This is a genomic window from Paenibacillus sp. P4_A9 (genome assembly GCF_056402415.1).
Genome location: NZ_JBFUHL010000044.1, coordinates 1 through 18,080 on the forward strand (window position 1 = coordinate 1; position 18,080 = coordinate 18,080).

General features: G+C 46.1%; 18 protein-coding genes, 1 rRNA gene and 1 pseudogene. 5 read left to right on the forward strand and 15 right to left on the reverse strand.

The annotated features are described in order from the left end of the window. The 4 genes from AC1DVJ_RS22490 to AC1DVJ_RS22505 form a co-directional block, all read right to left on the reverse strand. Positions 1-220 (reverse strand): 16S ribosomal RNA (locus AC1DVJ_RS22490); the annotation flags it as partial. Between the two features lie 458 nt (positions 221-678). Continuing rightward, positions 679-1,428 carry a YwmB family TATA-box binding protein gene (locus AC1DVJ_RS22495; protein WP_477593497.1) on the reverse strand — a complete coding sequence of 250 codons (750 nt, stop codon included), beginning with the start codon at positions 1,426-1,428 and terminating at the stop codon, positions 679-681. 70 nt (positions 1,429-1,498) lie between these two features. Next, positions 1,499-1,891, reverse strand: coding sequence for a VOC family protein (locus AC1DVJ_RS22500; protein ID WP_477593499.1), 393 nt, complete (start codon positions 1,889-1,891; stop codon positions 1,499-1,501). A 68-nt stretch (positions 1,892-1,959) separates the two neighbouring features. Then, positions 1,960-2,124: a hypothetical protein gene (locus tag AC1DVJ_RS22505; RefSeq protein ID WP_477593501.1), complete on the reverse strand. Its 165-nt coding sequence runs from the start codon at positions 2,122-2,124 to the stop codon at positions 1,960-1,962. Positions 2,125-2,336: 212 nt separating this feature from the next. Between AC1DVJ_RS22505 and AC1DVJ_RS22510 the strand changes: the two genes are divergently transcribed. Next, positions 2,337-2,615, forward strand: a complete 279-nt coding sequence (locus tag AC1DVJ_RS22510) for a hypothetical protein (protein WP_477593503.1) — start codon at positions 2,337-2,339, stop codon at positions 2,613-2,615. A gap of 94 nt (positions 2,616-2,709) precedes the next feature. Here the strand turns inward: AC1DVJ_RS22510 and AC1DVJ_RS22515 are convergent. Beyond that, a pseudogene (locus AC1DVJ_RS22515) lies at positions 2,710-5,358 on the reverse strand (ATP-binding protein); the annotation flags it as partial. Between the two features lie 147 nt (positions 5,359-5,505). Here AC1DVJ_RS22515 and hisC point away from each other — a divergent pair. Together hisC and mscL are read left to right on the forward strand one after the other, a co-directional pair. After that, a complete protein-coding gene (hisC, locus tag AC1DVJ_RS22520) occupies positions 5,506-6,630 on the forward strand; it encodes a histidinol-phosphate transaminase (protein WP_477593505.1) in 1,125 nt (374 codons plus the stop codon). Between the two features lie 153 nt (positions 6,631-6,783). Then, positions 6,784-7,251: a large conductance mechanosensitive channel protein MscL gene (gene mscL, locus AC1DVJ_RS22525; protein ID WP_477593507.1), complete on the forward strand. Its 468-nt coding sequence runs from the start codon at positions 6,784-6,786 to the stop codon at positions 7,249-7,251. Positions 7,252-7,279: 28 nt separating this feature from the next. Here mscL and AC1DVJ_RS22530 read toward each other — a convergent pair whose 3' ends face one another. The 8 genes from AC1DVJ_RS22530 to AC1DVJ_RS22565 form a co-directional block, all read right to left on the reverse strand. Beyond that, the gene (locus AC1DVJ_RS22530; RefSeq protein WP_477593509.1) at positions 7,280-8,038 is read right to left on the reverse strand and encodes a (S)-benzoin forming benzil reductase; all 759 of its coding nucleotides are present in this window, start codon (positions 8,036-8,038) and stop codon (positions 7,280-7,282) included. Positions 8,039-8,110: 72 nt separating this feature from the next. Beyond that, a complete protein-coding gene (locus AC1DVJ_RS22535) occupies positions 8,111-8,497 on the reverse strand; it encodes a type II toxin-antitoxin system death-on-curing family toxin (protein ID WP_477593511.1) in 387 nt (128 codons plus the stop codon). Beyond that, a complete protein-coding gene (locus AC1DVJ_RS22540) occupies positions 8,498-8,659 on the reverse strand; it encodes a hypothetical protein (protein ID WP_477593513.1) in 162 nt (53 codons plus the stop codon). It lies immediately after the preceding gene. Positions 8,660-8,893: 234 nt separating this feature from the next. Beyond that, complete coding sequence (gene add, locus AC1DVJ_RS22545; protein WP_477593515.1) at positions 8,894-9,931, reverse strand: adenosine deaminase; 1,038 nt, start codon at positions 9,929-9,931, stop codon at positions 8,894-8,896. A gap of 223 nt (positions 9,932-10,154) precedes the next feature. Next, complete coding sequence (locus tag AC1DVJ_RS22550) at positions 10,155-11,183, reverse strand: FecCD family ABC transporter permease (protein WP_477593573.1); 1,029 nt, start codon at positions 11,181-11,183, stop codon at positions 10,155-10,157. A gap of 11 nt (positions 11,184-11,194) precedes the next feature. Next, on the reverse strand, positions 11,195-12,235 hold the full coding sequence (locus tag AC1DVJ_RS22555; RefSeq protein WP_477593517.1) for a FecCD family ABC transporter permease: 1,041 nt from the start codon (positions 12,233-12,235) through the stop codon (positions 11,195-11,197). A gap of 15 nt (positions 12,236-12,250) precedes the next feature. Then, positions 12,251-13,261 carry an ABC transporter substrate-binding protein gene (locus AC1DVJ_RS22560; RefSeq protein ID WP_477593519.1) on the reverse strand — a complete coding sequence of 337 codons (1,011 nt, stop codon included), beginning with the start codon at positions 13,259-13,261 and terminating at the stop codon, positions 12,251-12,253. Between the two features lie 102 nt (positions 13,262-13,363). Then, positions 13,364-14,059, reverse strand: coding sequence for a DNA alkylation repair protein (locus AC1DVJ_RS22565; RefSeq protein WP_477593521.1), 696 nt, complete (start codon positions 14,057-14,059; stop codon positions 13,364-13,366). 117 nt (positions 14,060-14,176) lie between these two features. On the opposite strand from AC1DVJ_RS22565, the gene AC1DVJ_RS22570 reads away from it, so the two are divergent. Beyond that, a complete protein-coding gene (locus AC1DVJ_RS22570) occupies positions 14,177-14,974 on the forward strand; it encodes an HAD family hydrolase (RefSeq protein WP_477593523.1) in 798 nt (265 codons plus the stop codon). A gap of 116 nt (positions 14,975-15,090) precedes the next feature. On the opposite strand, the gene AC1DVJ_RS22575 is transcribed toward AC1DVJ_RS22570, so the two are convergent. Further along, a complete protein-coding gene (locus AC1DVJ_RS22575) occupies positions 15,091-15,546 on the reverse strand; it encodes a GNAT family N-acetyltransferase (RefSeq protein WP_477593525.1) in 456 nt (151 codons plus the stop codon). Positions 15,547-15,777: 231 nt separating this feature from the next. On the opposite strand from AC1DVJ_RS22575, the gene AC1DVJ_RS22580 reads away from it, so the two are divergent. Next, positions 15,778-16,629, forward strand: a complete 852-nt coding sequence (locus AC1DVJ_RS22580) for an SDR family oxidoreductase (RefSeq protein ID WP_477593527.1) — start codon at positions 15,778-15,780, stop codon at positions 16,627-16,629. A gap of 304 nt (positions 16,630-16,933) precedes the next feature. Here AC1DVJ_RS22580 and AC1DVJ_RS22585 read toward each other — a convergent pair whose 3' ends face one another. Beyond that, positions 16,934-18,073, reverse strand: a complete 1,140-nt coding sequence (locus tag AC1DVJ_RS22585; RefSeq protein ID WP_477593529.1) for a toxic anion resistance protein — start codon at positions 18,071-18,073, stop codon at positions 16,934-16,936. Positions 18,074-18,080: the final 7 nt, after the last annotated feature.

The window sequence follows — 18,080 nt, forward strand, 5'->3', positions numbered from 1 at the left end:
TGCTCCGTGTTTTAGTGTTTTATGATTCTCTCATGCGAGAAAACCAGTTATCCGGTCTTAGCTATCGTTTCCGATAGTTATCCCAGTCTTAAAGGCAGGTTACCTACGTGTTACTCACCCGTCCGCCGCTAGCTTACCCCGAAGGATAAACCCGCTCGACTTGCATGTATTAGGCACGCCGCCAGCGTTCGTCCTGAGCCAGGATCAAACTCTCCATAATAGTTTGGACGATTGCTCGTCCGCATATCTGAAAGCTTAATTGCTCATTTGCGTTGCTAGCGAGATTTTACAATCTCTTTTTTTGAACGATTTCTCGTTCGTGCTTACTCACTCGTTGTTCAGTTTTCAAAGATCAATTTCTTTCGCTCACTGCCGTGTTACCGAAGCAGCGAGAAGTAATATACCACAGAACGTTTCTCAATTGCAAGCACTTTTTTTCTTGTCAATTTATGTCGGTGTCTGTCGGTCGGAAAGTCATCTTACCATACCTCATTGCCGGAAAGCAAGTCCACTTTATATCGTTTATGATTACTTGCTTCAGAACAACGAGGACTAATGTACCATGCCCAGAAACCAATTACAACCCCTTCGAAAAAGTTCCATTATTGCAATTGTTTCGAATTGTTCCTACAAGTAAAAAGCAAAAAAAAGGATGCACGATCAGCACCCCTTCCCCATTTAATATTCCATTGTGATAATCGGTGTTCCTACGGTCAAGCGCCAGAGGCCTGAAGTCGTATCTAGATGAAGTGCGATTTGAACATTCACCTTCTGATTGCCGCTTCGTATAGAAGCTTCGAATTCAGGCGATGCCAGCGATGTACTATAGGTTGTGGTATCCTCATAACTCTCAACAACATTTCCTTTATAGGCATGAACTAGCTCCGCTAGGAATTCCTTGGGGTTATTTTGCAATGAGATGTCCTCAGCGGCGTTTCCTTGTATCATCACATTCCACTTGCCTTGAATGCCCACTTCCTTTAACTGTGTACTCATTTGTTCCTGCCATTGTAGAAGGCGGTCATGCTCCGCATTACCCGAAGCATCTAATCGTAATACGGCATAACATGCTGATTGTCCGACAGGGCTAGCAACCGTTAGTGTCATGACGGCGCCGGCTTCAACCTCTGATTTTACAATATAGATACCGTGTTTCGTGGGAAGTTGTTCATTATTCATTGATCGAAAGCCCAGTTCCTGCGATAAGCTAGCGCCAGCAGCCATGACCTTGGTATCCAAACCATCACACGTTCCAAAATAGCCTGTATATTTGAAGGTAATTTGTTGATTTGTTTGCATAAAGGGCACGGCCACATTCAAAAGTAGCTGCGCATCTTGTTTGGCCTGTGCATCCACGTGGCGAATCCACCCGAAGAATAAACAAATAATAGTTATACCTATCATTGTTTGCGTCCACATCTTGCGCATAAAAAAAGCACCTCTTTGCTAGAATCTATCACTCTAGTAAAAGGATGCCCGTATCTAGCAAATGTTAAACCTATCCACGTGTCGATTGAAAAAATTCAATTCGCTCGCGATCTAGCCCATTAAAGAAGAAATACCTAGAACCGTTCGGAAGTGTTGTAATTTCCGTATCCAGCTGATCGACCTGTAGACCTTGAATTCTATCGAATTCTGCTTCCACATCATCTACTGTAAAAGCCAAGTGATGCACTTTACCTTCCTGCGGTAAGCTCGCGTTATAACCTTCAATTAATTCAACTTCCGTTTCATCTTTGGCTTCAAAGCCAAGAAAACCAAGCCGAATTATGCCATTCGTATGAAGTAACGTACCTTTGTGCTTAAGTCCGATCACATTCACATAAAATGCAATGGATGCTTCTAAGTTTGCTACCATGACGCCTACATGATCCAATTTCATAACAGCCATATGTATCTGCCTCCTTGTTCTAACACCCTTCATTTTAGCTAAAAGTAATGAAAAGGGCTAGACCGCGATTAAGACATGAGAATGGCCTCCATCTCACCATTTAATGAGAAGAGCGTTACCTCTGTATTCGTTGTATGAACTAATCCCAGGTTATCAAACACATCCCGTACCTGAGCATTATTTAAATGCTTCGTTATCGTTTCAATGGCTCGCTGTGAAAACTCCTGGTACATGGATTCAAAAAAATGAGAACTTCTTTTTCCTCGATTAGCACTTTCATGTGTAGCATCTCGCAACACCCCCGGTTCAGATAAAACTATTGTATATTTGGGAAGCTAGGAAAGTATGAAGACTTCTTTAGGTTTATGTTAGGTTTGTAGACTTCGCCAAAAATGAGGTGTCCGTGTATAATGAAAACGAAAGCAACAGACGGGAGGGCTCCAGGATGAGGTTGTTAAAGCTACTGCAAATCTATGAGGTGGATGGGATTACCCCCAAGCATCGGTCAGATCGATTCGATTTCGATGAGATTCAAGGGCAAACATTTCGTGAAGTGAACCCGACCGAAGTAGGATGTCCAATGACGTTATCAGGGGTTCGGCAACATACACCATTCAATACAACACGCGTGCAAGCGATTGATCAAGACGGATTGGATTTCCGTGTATTGACGCGCAACACCATCTACCATTTTGAAGTTCATACAGACCGAAATGTGCTGTGACATAAAAGACCTTTGACTACTTCCTTATTGGAAGGTATGCAAAGGTCTTTTCGTTTTATTTATTTAACCAAACATGCATAAGTGAAAGTAGCTGACTTAAATGCAGCGGCTTGCTAATATAATCGGATGCACCAGCCTGTAAGCAGATGTCCCTGTCCTGTTTCATTGCTTTGGCGGTAAGGGCTATGATCGGGACCTCCGCATATCGACTACTTTTTCTAATCAAACGCATCGCTTCATAGCCATCCATAACCGGCATCATGATATCCATGAGGATGAGTTCAATGCCATTATCTTTCGCCAACAACTCTAGGCACTCTTGCCCGTTCTGAGCAACGCTCACGATGATACCTTCTTGTTCAAATGCATTACATAGCGCAAATACGTTTCGCACATCGTCATCAACAACAAGCACTTTTCTATCTTTAAAATGATAGCTTTCCTCCAAATCTGAGGTTTTCTTACTGGTATCGCGTAACAGAAATTCATTAGTTGCTGTAGTCGATGCCGCTGCAGCTTCCATATGCATGGCGGTGGTTTCACCTAACAGATGAGGTACAGACGGCACGAATAGCGTAAAAGTACTCCCTTTACCTTCCTCACTTTGCATATGGATGCAACCTCCAAGAAGTCTGGCTAACTCTCGGCTAATTGACAAACCCAAGCCTGTTCCTCCGTACTTGCGGTTCGTTGTGCCATCTGCTTGACGGAATGGTTCAAAAATGGCTTCTTGCTTATCAGGCGGTATTCCTATCCCCGTATCTCTGACGGAAACAGCCATAACCTGTGAATGTTTAGAAGAAGGCAATAGTTCCACAATTTGATCAACACTGCACATGCGAATATCCACCTGAACAGAACCTTCATGCGTGAACTTGAACGCGTTAGAGAGCAAATTTTTAATAATTTGGCTGAGCCTTTGTTCATCTGTATAGAAGATTTCCGGCAGTTGAGCATCCGTTTCAATATGAAAAGCAAGCTTTCGCTGTTCGGCCACTTTTTCAAATTGACTTTGCAATAGCTCCGGAAGCCAACTAGTATGCAGCTCGCTAATATGAATATCCAACTTACCAGCTTCAACTTTGGACAAATCCAAAATATCATTGATTAGTAGCAGTAAATCATTCCCTGAAGTATGAATAACACGCGCATATTCTTGTTCATCATGTGTCAAGGTTCGATTATTATTCTCCTGGAGCATCTGGGAAAGGATCAGGATGCTGTTAAGTGGCGTACGCAGCTCATGGGACATGTTAGCCAAAAACTCCGATTTGTATCGCGAGCTCACCTCCAATTGAATAGCGTGTTCTTCAAAGGAGGCTTTCATGTGCTCCAACTCTCTCGACCTTTCATCCGCGTAGCGATTTCTTTCTTCCAGTTGTTCGTTGGTCTTATGCAGTTCTTCTTGCTGACTTTGAAGCTCCTCGGTCATAGCCCGATACTCTTTCAGAAGCCGCTCAACCTCGACACGCGTTTGCACGCTATGTACGATAGTTCCTAACACTTCTAGAATATCATCCAACAAACTTAGCTGAAGCGACGTAAATTTATCAAAAGAAGCCAGCTCCATAATAGCAATGACTTCTTGATTATGGATAATTGGAACAATGAGTACACTCTGTGGACTTGCTGACCCCAGTCCCGATTTCAATTTGATATAGTTTTCAGGAACGTGGGTAAGGTGTACCATTCGCTTCTCCATCGCACACTGACCAATCAAGCCTTCCCCCAGTAGAAAATACGATTTACCTGCTTCTGCACTCTCACCCATCGCCGCATAAGCCGCCAACCTCATCATACTTTTCTTAGCTTCGTGTGCGCTTCGAATGTAGAATACACCGAAGGAAGCTCCAAACAATTCAGCCGCTTTACGAATAAATGATGTACCCAGCGTTTCCAAGTCGGAAATACCTTGCAACATATGGACGACCTCTGTCAGCTTCCGCTGCTGCCACTCGATTTCTTCTTGACTTTCCAGCAAGACATTCGTGGCATCAGCCAGATCCTTCACCTCATCATTCATTGTGACATGAATACGCTTCGAACGATCCCGCTTCATGGAGCTCAGCTTGATGATGCTCTTGTTGACCTGTTTAATCGTTCCAACGATCGATCTCGAAATGACTAACGCGGCAATCAATGAGAAGACGATTACAAGCCCAAGCATGACAAATAACGAGTTGGTAAGCATCTCATTCTGCGCATCCAAGTGTGCCGCTCGATCCTTGACATACCCCATTTCTAAGCTGCGAAATCGACTTAATTGTGAGCGAATATCGAGTATATTTTGGTGAGTAATAAAGAATGTAAAATTAAAATTGCTCTCGTTTTCAAGACCACTTCTCATCGTGGGGATGGCCCCACCTGTTTGAACAAGCCAATTTTCTATCGATTGTTTAAGGGTGCCCAGATTCTTCTCCTGAACAGAATTATCACTCGTTAATTCTTTTAGTTGATTAAAGGAATCTCTCCACTTCGTCTCTCCAGTCGTAAAAGACTCTAAATATTTAAAATCCCCAGTGAGTAGGTAGCCTCTTTGTCCATTTTCCATATCCATTACATACTTCTCAAGAAGATTCGATTCCCTATTGACGGCAAAGTCGTGCTCAATCACATAGTTACGATCCCTTTGCATGGCGGCCAACTGATAATTGACGATTACAAATGAAAGGGTTAAACAGAAAATGATGAATATATATCCAATCATAATTTTGGCACGAATACCGAATCTCATCTTCCCCATCTTGGTGACATCCCTTCTATTAGCTAAACACCTATAATTTGTATCATATACCATATTGACATTAACTGGGTATGTAAACTTTTTACTTTACTACTTTACCGAGTTAATGTAGTATTTAATTAAAGTGTTTTTTTGGAATAAGGAGTGATGGTTATGAAAGGTCCAGGTATCGAAAATATCAAGCCCCGCAGCATCTTATCACAAATGAAGCCCTACACTCCCGGAAAACCCATTTGGGAGGTTCAACGCGAATACGGGGTCACACAGGTTACGAAAATAGCATCTAATGAAAATCCGTTAGGCCCTTCCCCCCTTGCTCTGGAGGCTATCCAAGCATATTTAACTGATATTCATCGCTATCCAGATGCGGAGACCGTTAATCTAAGAGAGGTTATTGCGGAAAAACGTGGATTCACGCCTGCTCAAGTCCTTGTTACGAATGGCGGAGATGAACTCATTACGCTCCTCTCCGAAACTTACCTAGAACCTGGTGATGAGGTCATTGTACCCTCACCGACATTTAGTGAGTACGAATTTGGAGCCAACTTACTTGGTGCTAGCATTATACAAGTACCACTCGGTGAGAACTTTCGCTATGAGGTAGAAGATATTCTCGCAGCTGTAACAGGACGTACGAAAATGCTCTATATTTGTTCACCTAACAATCCGACAGGCACATATATGAAGAAAACGGATTTACACCGACTCGTGAAGAGTCTCCCTTCGCATGTGCTTGTGATCTTTGATGGTGCGTATAGCCATTTCGTCACGGCAGATGATTACTGCGATGGTCTTGCGCTTGTCCACGAAGGTTTTCCCGTCGTGGTCCTGCAAACCTTCTCTAAAATATATGGATTAGCAGGTATTCGCGTGGGGTACGGCATCGCAGATGCAGGTATTTTGGAGCGGATTCGACAAGTCAAAGAGCCGTTTAATGTGAACATGCTCGCACAAGTCGGCGCTGCTGCTGCGATCAAGGACGATGAGCATCTTGAGGCAACACGTTCTAATAATGCCAAAGTGCGGGAAGAGCTTTACACCGAATTGCGCGCATTAGCACTCCCGTTCACGCCAAGTATGAGTAACTTCGTACTCGTCGATCTGGGAATAGAAGCCAAAAACATGTACGACAATTTGATGAGTCGCGGGGTTATCGTTCGGTATGGCGGAGGTTGGAATCTTCCGAATCACGTTCGGATTTCGATTGGGACTTCCGATGAGAATGCGGTGCTTGTTCAAGCTTTGAAGGAAATTATCGCCGTGAAGGCGTGAATAGAAGTATTGATGAAGAAATAGATGAAGACATAGATATAGCCTCCTTTCCTATAAATAAAAAAACATCTCTATAGCTGCTGGAAGCCCATTTGTTTGGGCTCTATTAACTATGGTACAATGCTATCAATCATAGTCTCATGGGGGTACATCATGCTAAAAGAATTCAAGGATTTTGCATTTAAAGGGAACATGCTCGACCTTGCAGTCGGGGTTATTATCGGAGGGGCTTTCGGTAAAGTCATAACGTCTATTGTAAATGATTTGGTGATGCCGCTCGTTGGCTTGCTCATTGGTAAAGTGAATTTCAATAATTTGTTTGTTGCATTAAATGGGACACATTATGATACATTAGCAGATGCTATTAAGGCTGAAGCGCCCGTTTTTAAATATGGTCAATTCCTATCCACCTTCTTGGATTTCTTGATCGTAGCGTTCGTTATTTTCATGGTTGTCCGTCAAATCGGTAAATTCCGTAAGAAAGAAGCACCGAAGGAAAAAGCGGCAACAACCAAAGATTGTCCGCATTGCTTGTCTGAAATACCTGCGCAGGCTTCACGTTGCAAGTTCTGTACTTCGGAGCTTTCGGCTGGGGGCAAGGTTAGCGGAAGCATTCAGTAGGTTGATATAGAAAAAAGCCCGTGTCGGATTACGACACGGGCTCTTTCGTTCGCAAGTCGGCGACCTCGCCTTGCTCGAATGCATTCGCTTGTAGCAGGTGAAGCAGCTGCTTGGCAGTATCTTCGGGTGAGCGCAGCTCGCCCTGCTCTTTGAGCTGGACGAACCGGCCCACCTGCGGGAAGTCCTCTTCCGAGGCAGCGCGAATCTCCCGCTGCATATCGGTGTCCACCACACCCGGGGCCACGCTGCAGATCAGCACCGGGTGTGGCTGTTTCAACTGCTCGACGCCGACGCAGCGCGTCAGCATATCGAGCCCGGCTTTGGCGGTGCAGTAGGCACCCCAGCCAGGGTAGGGTTTGCCCCCCGCACCGGAGGAGATACCGACGACACGCTTCAGGATCGGCCACGCCTGCGTGAGCCGAATGAAGCTGTTCGTCAGCACCGCGGGTGCGACGAGATTGACCTGCAGGCTGCGCTGCAGGTCGTCCGGGTCTGCTCGGCCGATCGAGACCATCGGCTCGATCATGCCCGCGTTGTTGATGAGCGTGATGGAGGTCACGCCATCATGCTCTGTTAGGATTCGCTCCATGAGCGAATCGAGGCCTTGGGTTTGCGCCAAGTCGTAAGCGTGGAAGGTCAGCTGACCTTCCATGCGCAGCGCATCTTGGCGCAAGGTCTCGTTCTCGCTGCGGGAAATGCAGTGGACCGCGGCTCCTTGCTCTAGCAGCTGCCGGATGATGGCAGCGCCCAGGCCTTTGGAACCGCCAGTAATGATATATGTGTGCATGCCGTGCATCCTTTCAATTCATTTTCATTCCTAACTGAGGCAGATGATAAAACGCGGTGCTATCATGAACTATCATGAATTCTCTTGCAACCAGTCCGCTAGATCGTATAAGTCCATTTTCTTCGTTGCTACTCGCAGCGCAACACTAAACAATTCATCGTTTGCATCTGCATTCAAAGGGAAACCATTTATGTTTAAGAACACTGCACATACAACAACCGCTGTTCTCTTATTCGCGTCATTAAAAGCATGAGCCGTAGCAAGTCCATGCATATACACAGCCGCTTTCAAAAATAAGCCAGGATATTGTTGCTCTCCGTAGAATTCCGTAAAAGGCTTGTCTACGATAAGATCAAGATATCCTGGCTCTTTGATTCCTTCCAATCCACCGTACAACTCGCGTTGGTAATCGTGGATCGCTATAATTTGTTCGATAGATAACGAAACGTATTCTGTCATCTAGTTCTTCGCCAACTTTTTCAACGTCTCACTGAATTTTTTCATTTCCTGAGCCGCTGCCGCCATAGCTTCCTCATTGGTAGCCACTCTGCGAATAATAGGTTGAGTCTGTGGCGTTATTTGTTTGTTTAGCATTTCATCATCACCTTTTTTCTCAGACAAATCGCTCACCTCCTGTCGTAGCTTTATTGCCAAAAAGACGGGCAATCATACGTTAGAAGGTACGCATAAGTCTATTAAATTATTACTCTATTATACTACAAATTATGGTATTACGCATTACCGAACGTGTAAGACCTGCCTCTTCATAGAAATTGTGCCTAACTGTATCTTAAACCTCCCTGAACAAAAAAAAGAATCCGCTGCGCATCGCAACAGATTCTTCTTATCCTCCGCTCAACTATACACACCCAAGCTGCTAAGCTCAGCTTCCATCTCTTGTCTGAACATCACTTTATCGCATTCTTCCATAAAAGCCGCCTCTACACCATTCATGATCAGTTTCACCAACTCCGGTGTTGTAAAGGCAAATCGCTCCGCGAGCGCGCGGTACTCATTCGTGATGTTGGTGCCCGATACGCTTGGATTATCGGTGTTGATCGTCACAATCAGTCCTTGATCCATGTATTCTCGGATTGGGTACGCCTCCCACGAAGCTACAGCCTTCGTTTGGATATTAGAGATTGGACACATCTCCAGTGGGATCCGCCTGGCTTTGACCAGTTCCAAAATATCGGCATTCTCACGCAGCCTCACGCCATGCCCTATTCGCGTAGCACCTAGATGTGTGACCGCCTCATAGACGTTAACCGCACCTGCGGCTTCACCAGCATGAATGGTAACAGGAATGCCTAGTTTACGTGATCTAGCGAATACTTCACGGAAAAATTCAGGCGGATAGGTCGCCTCATCACCAGCCAAATCAACAGCTACGACACCCTTCCCCACAAACTTCGCTGCCGCTTCAATGACTTCCAAATTATCTGCACAAGCGTGATTTCGCATACAAATTGCAATAACGCCGAATCTCGTTCCAAAATCGCATTGCGCACGCTTCAGCCCCTCAATGACGTAGTGGAACGTCTCTTCCAGCGTTAACCCCATATTGCGATGCAATTGGGGCGCAAACCGAACCTCAACATAACGGCAGTTGTGCTCCACGGATTGTTCAACGACTTCATAGGCAACACGCTCTAAGGCTGCGCCTGTTTGTAGGAAGCGCGTTGTAAAATCGAATTTGCCTAAATATTCAATAAGGCTGCCGCAATTGTCAGTCACTCGCATATGCGGGATCAGCCCATCTTTATCGTACACAGGAAGTGAAATACCTTGTTGGAGAGCGAGCTCCAGAATCGTCTCGGGCTTCACACTTCCATCCAAATGTAAATGAAGATCCACCTTGGGTAATCTCGCTAACAAATCATTGGTTCGCATGTGAGCCATCTCCCATCTCTCCCTTTGCCTCTCTTCGGCGCAGCGCGCTAGAGAAGAATTTTAATCACTTTAATCGAATGTGAGTATTATGTCAATATATATGACAATTTATTTATTTTATTAGTATATGCGTTAAGTTATCTAACATTTACTACCTTGTTGCTAAAATGAGAAAAATCCACAACAGGCTATCAAGCCCATGTGGATTTCTATCTTTTGCCTCTTACGAAGTCCTCGTTCGAACTAATAAGTACAGAAAATATGGCGCCCCGATAACAGCGGCCACGATACCTGTCGGAATCTCTGTCGGCTGAAACATGCCTCGCGCTATCGTATCCGCGACGATAAGCAGCAATCCTCCGGTGAGTGCCGAGGCTGGAATCAAATACTGATGCTTCGGTCCAACTAATCTCCTGGCCAGATGAGGGCCTATCAGCCCTACAAAGCCAATCCCACCACCGACAGCAACACATGCGCCTGCAAGCGCAACAGCCGCAGCCAGCAAGCCAAGTCGTTCCCGCTCCATTCTTATCCCTAATCCAATGGACGTCTGCTCCCCTAGGTTCAGCACATTCAACACATTCGCTTTGAACATGACGTAAGGAATGAGGATGACGATCCACGGTAATAAGGCAAGAACAAACTTCCAATTCGTCCCCCAAATACTGCCAGCTAACCAGATCTGTACGAATTGAAAGTCAGTTGGATCCAAGCGAATGCTGAGCACAATCATCAAAGAAGCTATCCCCGCGGATACCGCTATCCCCACAAGGAGAAGACGAGACGACGAAATGCCTTTGCCTTTTATATATGAAAGGGTATAAATCAGCAGAGCGGCCAAGCCCGCCCCCACCATAGCGATCATCGGCATGAAGAATAATGGACCCGCAGCATTATTAGGATAAAAGGAAACGACCAGAATGATCGCAAGTCCCGCTCCTGCATTAATACCCAGAATCCCTGGGTCGGCCAGCATATTTCGCGAAATCCCTTGCAGGATGGCTCCAGAAACCGCTAGTCCCGCTCCAACTAAGATCGAGATTACAATCCGCGGAAGCCGAAAATCAAAGAGAATAATCCCCTGCTTCGCTGTACCGCCTCCGAAGAATGTTCGCAGCACCTCAAGAGGGCTCAAACGGATGACACCTGTATTCATACTAATAATAAAAACGATGATAATAAGAACCGCTAATATCGACATAACCGTGATCGTTTTAGACAATCTCGGTTTCTTTACGCTTCTCTGCTCCATCATTGTCACACCTAATCCCTCCCCTTTGTACGTGCAAGGTAGAGGAAGAAGGGCACACCAATCAGAGCGATAATGGCACCTATCGGCGTCTCAAACGGAGGGTTCACCATGCGGGCTCCAATATCAGCCACCACAACCAGCAACCCGCCTAATACGGCTGAGGTTGGGATAATCCAACGATAGTCAACGCCAACCAGGTAGCGAACAACGTGCGGAATAATAAGACCAATGAATCCAATAGCTCCTACCGTTGCCACAGACGCACCCGCTAGGACCAGAACTAGCACGAATGCTGCTAGCTTAACAAGCCCTGTCCGTAATCCGAGGCCTGTTGCAACATCTTCCCCCATGCTTAACAGCGTAATCCAAGGTGAGATGAAAAACGCGCACAGTAAAGCACCAATAATCCATGGTGCCATGATGTCAACTTGCAACCATTTCGTACCCGCGACTCCTCCTGCTAACCAAAAAGCGAGATCCTGACCAATATGATAGGATATCGCAATCCCTTCACTGAGCGCCAGCAGCAAAGCACTGACAGCTGACCCAGCCAAGACGATTCGAACAGGGGTTACGCCTCCCCTAGCCATCGCGCTAATGCCATATACGAGCCCCGTTCCTATCGCAGCACCGAGAAAACAAAATAGAATGACATAATGAAACGGCAGCTGCGGTAAAAAGGCAAAACACAGGGCAAGCATAAAGCCTGCACCTGCGTTGATTCCGAGAATACCCGGGTCCGATAACGGATTGCGCGTTACACCTTGCATAATCGCTCCTGCTACAGCAAAAGCTGCCCCAACCAACGCTCCTGCGATTGCTCGCGGAAGCCTTAATTGTTGAATAATCAAATGCTCTGTCAAATCAGAATTAAAATGAAAGATGGCTTGCCATACCTCACCGAAAGAGATATCTGCAGCCCCTACCGAAATAGAGGCAATCAAGCTAATCAGCAACAAAGCCAATCCACCTAAAATAATGACTGATGCAGCTAGCGGACGCGATTTCAATGGGGGATTGGCTGAGGATACTTGCTTATCTGACCCCATCATACAATAGCCTCCAATTTACTTAATGACTTTAACGATATCGTCCATCACGCGCTCGCCTGCGATAACACCGTTGTACAACCAGCTGCTCTTCGTGTCCATTTCAAATACTTTACCTGATTTAACCGCAGGAATGTTCTTCCAAAGCGGATCTTCTAGGTTGCCAGCTTGACCTTTATCACTGTTCACCAAGAAGAGGTAGTCTGCATCCAATTGCGCAAGTTTCTCTAGGGAAATCGCTGTCCAGTTCGCTTTAGCATCTGGTAATACAGCTAGAATGTTCGGCATTTTCAAACCAAGATCGCCATAAGCAACTGCTCCGCTAGCTACTTTACCGTTAACAACATAGAAAGCTTTGTTCGTTAACCAAAGGATGGCAACCTTCTTATCACCAACTGTTGAAGCAAGCTTCGCTTTTGTTTCAGTTACTTTTTGATCATATTTTTTCAGCGCTGCGTTCGCTGCATCTGTCTTGTTAAGAAGTTCGCCCATTTTCAAAAGCGTCTTACGATAGTCAGCTGTTACCTCGCTGCCAAGAACGAATGTTGGTACGACTTTGGAGTACTGATCATAAAGACCTTTTTCAACCGCTGACTCATTGCCGACGATCATGAAATCTGGATTTGCTTTCAGAACGGACTCAACTGGAAGATCGTAACCAATCGTAGGTACGCCAGCAAGTTGTGTTTGTAGGTAGTCCTGAACCGTTGTATCCTTCACAGACCATTGAACAGCTGGTTTAACGCCAAGTGCAAGAAGTGGATCTTCCAAGTAAGAAGCGATAACTGCTTTCGGGCTTGCAGGAACCTTAACGTCATGACCCATGCTATCTTTAACAACTTTATCAACAGCTGGAGCTGGTGTTGCTGTAGCTGGTGCCGTAGCTGCTGGGGCAGTTGAAGTTGCCGGTGTTGTTGTGCTTGCTGCATCTTTATCACTTCCGCAAGCTGTTACGAGTAGTGCTGCCATACACACTGAAAGAACAGTGAAAGTGACTTTAGTTGTTTTTTGTTTGTTGAAACGAAGCATGGTGGACCCTCCTGAATGACAATTATGTATGATTGATATTGATTCTCAATACATAATAATGAAAATGATTATCAATGTCAACCGTCTTCAGGAAACTTTCAGCTACGTTTCAGTATTTGGTTGTTTTCGCTCAATTACTTTAAGTGCCTCACGAACGCTAAGCGGAGATAACTCGGTGCTAGCAACGAAAGACTGTACGACTGCGGCATCCGTCTTGGAATACTCGCGCAGCGCCCATCCAATCGCTTTGCGGATGAAGAATTCCTTCGAATGAGCCATTGTCGTGATGCAATGAAATAGCAACGGGACGTCGGTCTTCTTTTTATACTTCAACTGAAATAAGATTGCGGTTCGCTGCAGCCACATGTTAGTAGAACCTAACCATTTCTCCACATATACCGGAATAAGCTCTGGGAATCGTTGAAGATGAAAGCCAATCAAGTGATCAGCAATCGTGTCGACGGTGTCCCACCAGGATTGGGTTACGATGAAATGTTCCAGCGTATCTATATGCTCAGCAGTCACTGTTTTTCTCACTTGCAAAAGCATTAGAATCGCCGTGTAGGCAAACTCGCGCTCGGGCAATTGCCATAGCTCCTGGGCGACGCGAACCGCCTCCTCCCCTTTCGGAAAGCCATGCTCCTTCGTGAATTGCTTGGTCAGCGCAACGCGTTCCGGATTTCGAATACCCAGAAAAGGAAAATGATTCTTCATATAAGCTTCCATACTTGGGGCATTCCCCGCGTTCGCATGGGCTCTAAGCCATTTTTCCAAGTCATTCGTGTAAGTTGATGTCATCGTTAAAGTGCCTCCTTTTCGCTATTTTGTATGCGCTTATTGTAGCAATTCTCTAGCAATTCGGGTATGCTATTAGCAGAATTTTAATAGAGATGACGAATAGGATCGGTGAGAAATATGACGTATAAATTAGTTGCTGCTGACTTAGATGATACGCTGCTGCGTGATGATTTGACGATATCACAAGAGACGGTAGATGCCATGCATCAAGCCGTTGCCAAAGGCGTAACCGTGACAATTGCAACAGGTCGAAGCTTCGCTTCTGCATCCAAAATTGCCAATCGCATCGGGCTCAACGTCCCTATTATTACGTATCAAGGGGCCTTGATCAAAAATTTATTAGACGGAGAGGTCCTCTATGAGCGTACTGTACCTGTAGAGAGTGCCCGCTACTTGCTCGATTACTGCGAGAAAAACAACTATCATCTTCAGCTTTACCACGGGGATGAGCTTTATGCAGGTGAGGATAACGAAAAGATTAAAAAATATGTGAGCTTGTCCAAGACGCCTTATATCATTGGCGATTTGCGCCAATGGATTGATATTCCGCAGCCGAAGCTGCTGATCGTTGACACACCCGAGGTTTGTGACCAAATTCGCGAAGAACTTCTCCCCATTCTCGGCGACCAAATGCACATCACGAAGTCCAAACCGCACTATTTGGAATTCATGCATAAGGAAGGCACCAAGGGACATGCGATCACGTTCCTAGCTGAGCACATCGGCTGCTCTTTAGATGAAGTAATTGCATTAGGCGATGCTTGGAACGATCGGGAAATGTTGGAAGTCGCGGGCCTCGGCGTTGCGATGGAGAATGCGCTGCCTGAGCTTAAAGCGTTGGCAAACTTCGTTACGAAGAGCAACAACGAGGATGGCGTGAGGCATGTGTTGGAGAAGTTTGTTTTAGCGGGGTAAGTGAGGGAATTTTCTGAGGAGGAGGTCGAGTTGGACCTCCTTTTTTTCATGTGCGGAAAAGGGAATGAAAAAAGACCCCCAGCAACGTGCTGAAGATCTCCATTTTAAAATGAACTTTATAATTCCAAGGTCATGAATGAACTTAGCGGGTCATCGGTGTAATCGGCAAACGGCTTACAATAGGTAAACCCAGAATTTTCATACAGCTTTCTAGCAGGTTCGAAAGCTTCCATTGAACCCGTTTCCAAGCTTATCCGTGTATAGCCTCGTCTCTTCGCTTCTTCAATGATGTGTTCAAGAATTCGCTTAGCTACGCCTTTTCTGTGATGCGTGGTGGAAGTTCGCATTGATTTTAATTCCCCATGCTGACTATCCAGCTCTTTGAGAGCCCCGCAACCAACTAATTCACCTTGTTCCCATCCACTCCAAAATGTCACATCCGGCTTTTTCAATCCATCCAGATTTAGGGCATGTGTACTTTCAGGCGGGGATAACGATTGCATATGTAGAAGATGTTCCATGATTAACGCTACCACTTCAGGACCAGATAAATCATCCACTTTAATCTCCAAGATTGCCACTCCTCTGTCTCTAATTTTTAATCACTAGAATACAACATTACAACGGTCAATTTCAACTGTATTTAGGATCCTGCACAACATGAAGTCCCTTGTTTGTGCAAGGCTCCAAGGGTCCTATTGGCACTAGACAGCTGGGTTACTGGTATGAGAACATGAGTTATCCGCATCAATGTAAGCGCTGTCCAATATCTATATCCATGGTACAAAGGAGCGTGAGTCATAATGTTCAGTGGTGCATTACTCCAAGATAAGGTTGTACTGATTACAGGCGGTGGCACGGGTCTCGGTCGCGCAATGGGTGAGAAATTCCTATCGCTTGGGGCTAAGCTTGCCATCACCAGCCGGCGGGAAGAAGTGCTCGCGAAAGCGGCGACGGAAATGAGCACTGACGGCGGGGATGTGTTCTACCATCCCTGCGATGTACGTGATCCGCAGCAGGTTGCTGCCATGATCACTGCGGTGGAGCAGCACTTCGGTCGCATCGACGTGCTGATTAATAATGCGGCGGGCAATTTCGCTAGCCCGACCGAGCACTTGTCACCGCGAGCGGTCGATGCGGTGCTGAACATTGTGCTCCACGGGACGTTTTACACCACGCTGGAGCTGGGAAAAAGGTGGATCGAGCAAGGCGTAGGAGGTACGATGTTGAACATCGTCACCTCCTACGCCTCCACCGGATCCGCCTTTGTTGTGCCTTCCGCCGCGGCGAAGGCCGGCGTGCTTGCCCTCACCCGCTCACTCGCCGTCGAGTGGGCGCGGTACGGGATCCGGCAAGTCGCGATCGCGCCGGGATTGTTCCCGACCGATGGTGCGTGGAGCCGATTGGCTCCCACGCCCGAGCTGTCGCAGAAGCTCCTGAACCGCGTCCCGATGGGGCGGGTTGGGGAGAAAGATGAGCTGGCGAACCTCGCCGCTTATCTGATTTCGGACTTCGCCGCCTATATTAACGGCGAAGTGATCACGATTGACGGCGGCGAGTGGCTGCAAGGCGCCGGGCAGTTCAACGACCTGCTCGAGGTGACCGATGAGCAGTGGGTTTCACTTGCGGAGATGACCCGCAAGGGGAAATCGTAGCTGCCCATTAGTCCGAAATTACCGAATTAACCTCACTAGCTGCGTCATCAAATCTTAGTTAGTCCGTAATAGCCAAACTAAATCCACCCAAACAACCACCTGGCAAGCAAAATAGGTAAATTAATTCGGCAGAATCTGACTATTGGACCTCTTTTGAAAGAAATTCTCGTTTTAATTTGGAGATATCTGACTAACGCACTTAGGTGATTTATTTGAATTGATCGTTGAAATCCGCGACTAAGCAGTATGCTCCTTACCAACAAAAAGAAACCTCGGACTTTTTACTGAAGTCCGAGGTCTTTCCTTATAATCCCACAGCCGCGCCTCTCTCAAGCCGCAGAATCTGCTTCTCTCCGGTTTCCGCTAATTCACGGAATTGTGTAATCGTTTCGCGCATTTTCGGAAGCGCTTCTTGCTTATAAGTACTGATCGCATGCAAGGCTTCAAAGCTGTCAGCGAATGCTTTTTTGAGCGAGTCTACTGAAATACTGGCCTCTATAGCACCTTTGTGAATCTCTACCCCCTGTTGTTTAAGCATCTGCCCCGTATGCTCGATGAACGTGTTCGTGGTGGTATATAAGGCATTGAGCTGTTTAAGCACCACGCGTTGGTTGGCCAAGGCACTTGCAGCCGTGACTGCGACGCGTAACGCCGCTACCGTTACTGTGCTTGCACGATCAACCCCGCGGATAAGTTCCTTATTATTTCGGATAACGACCTCGAAAGTAATGAACCCTTGTTGATTGACCGCCATCATGGCTTGCATATCCAGTGTCCTCTGACGAAGTGGAAATAGAACCTCTTCTGTAATGAATTTGATCTTCTCAGGGTCATCATTTCGGGCTTTGGCGAGCGCGATTTGCGTTTCAATGGTTTCATCCATATAAGAAGCTAATTGGATCTCTTTACGAAGCTTTTTGGTAAGATCACGAAGTGCGTGTTGTTCGAGAAGAAGTGTCGTATTGTCATCCTTCAAACCTAATTTCCCTTTATTCAGCGTTTCCATAATTTCAGCAATGACCATATCCGCTATATCGAACTGATGGAAGTAGGATCTTAGCGGATTAAAAAACTTCCCTAGAAACCCGCGTTTGGCGAAGTCGATCCCACTGGGATCGAGATCCTTCATTTGCAGCTGAAGCTCCCCTAGTCCCTTGGCAACGATCCCTCCCTCATCACCGGACTTCGAAAGCTTCCCTATCGTTACTTGGAGTAAAGCATTTTTCTGTGAGGATGCTCGCATCGTCTCGATGCCGAAGTTTTCTACCGCCGCCAAAATATTTTTTCGTTTCTCGAGCGAATCAAGATCTATCTCCAAGATCGTTTGTACATTCTGTTCCGCTTGCGCTCTCAGTTTGACAACTTCCTCCGGAACTGGCTTCACTTGTTCCTCTACAACTGCCTTAAGCTCATCTTCACCTACAATTTCCATCGAAAATGACATAGCGGCT

Coding starts and splice junctions, on each gene's coding strand:
- AC1DVJ_RS22570 (WP_477593523.1), top strand. CDS start 14,177: ATGACGTATAAATTAGTTGCTGCTGACTTAGATGATACGCTGCTGCGT.
- AC1DVJ_RS22510 (WP_477593503.1), top strand. CDS start 2,337: ATGAGGTTGTTAAAGCTACTGCAAATCTATGAGGTGGATGGGATTACC.
- add (WP_477593515.1), bottom strand. CDS start 9,931: ATGCGAACCAATGATTTGTTAGCGAGATTACCCAAGGTGGATCTTCAT.
- AC1DVJ_RS22505 (WP_477593501.1), bottom strand. CDS start 2,124: ATGTACCAGGAGTTTTCACAGCGAGCCATTGAAACGATAACGAAGCAT.
- hisC (WP_477593505.1), top strand. CDS start 5,506: ATGGTTATGAAAGGTCCAGGTATCGAAAATATCAAGCCCCGCAGCATC.
- AC1DVJ_RS22550 (WP_477593573.1), bottom strand. CDS start 11,183: ATGGAGCAGAGAAGCGTAAAGAAACCGAGATTGTCTAAAACGATCACG.
- AC1DVJ_RS22535 (WP_477593511.1), bottom strand. CDS start 8,497: ATGACAGAATACGTTTCGTTATCTATCGAACAAATTATAGCGATCCAC.
- AC1DVJ_RS22530 (WP_477593509.1), bottom strand. CDS start 8,038: ATGCACACATATATCATTACTGGCGGTTCCAAAGGCCTGGGCGCTGCC.
- mscL (WP_477593507.1), top strand. CDS start 6,784: ATGCTAAAAGAATTCAAGGATTTTGCATTTAAAGGGAACATGCTCGAC.
- AC1DVJ_RS22500 (WP_477593499.1), bottom strand. CDS start 1,891: ATGGCTGTTATGAAATTGGATCATGTAGGCGTCATGGTAGCAAACTTA.
- AC1DVJ_RS22580 (WP_477593527.1), top strand. CDS start 15,778: ATGTTCAGTGGTGCATTACTCCAAGATAAGGTTGTACTGATTACAGGC.
- AC1DVJ_RS22565 (WP_477593521.1), bottom strand. CDS start 14,059: ATGACATCAACTTACACGAATGACTTGGAAAAATGGCTTAGAGCCCAT.
- AC1DVJ_RS22560 (WP_477593519.1), bottom strand. CDS start 13,261: ATGCTTCGTTTCAACAAACAAAAAACAACTAAAGTCACTTTCACTGTT.
- AC1DVJ_RS22495 (WP_477593497.1), bottom strand. CDS start 1,428: ATGCGCAAGATGTGGACGCAAACAATGATAGGTATAACTATTATTTGT.
- AC1DVJ_RS22555 (WP_477593517.1), bottom strand. CDS start 12,235: ATGATGGGGTCAGATAAGCAAGTATCCTCAGCCAATCCCCCATTGAAA.
- AC1DVJ_RS22585 (WP_477593529.1), bottom strand. CDS start 18,073: ATGTCATTTTCGATGGAAATTGTAGGTGAAGATGAGCTTAAGGCAGTT.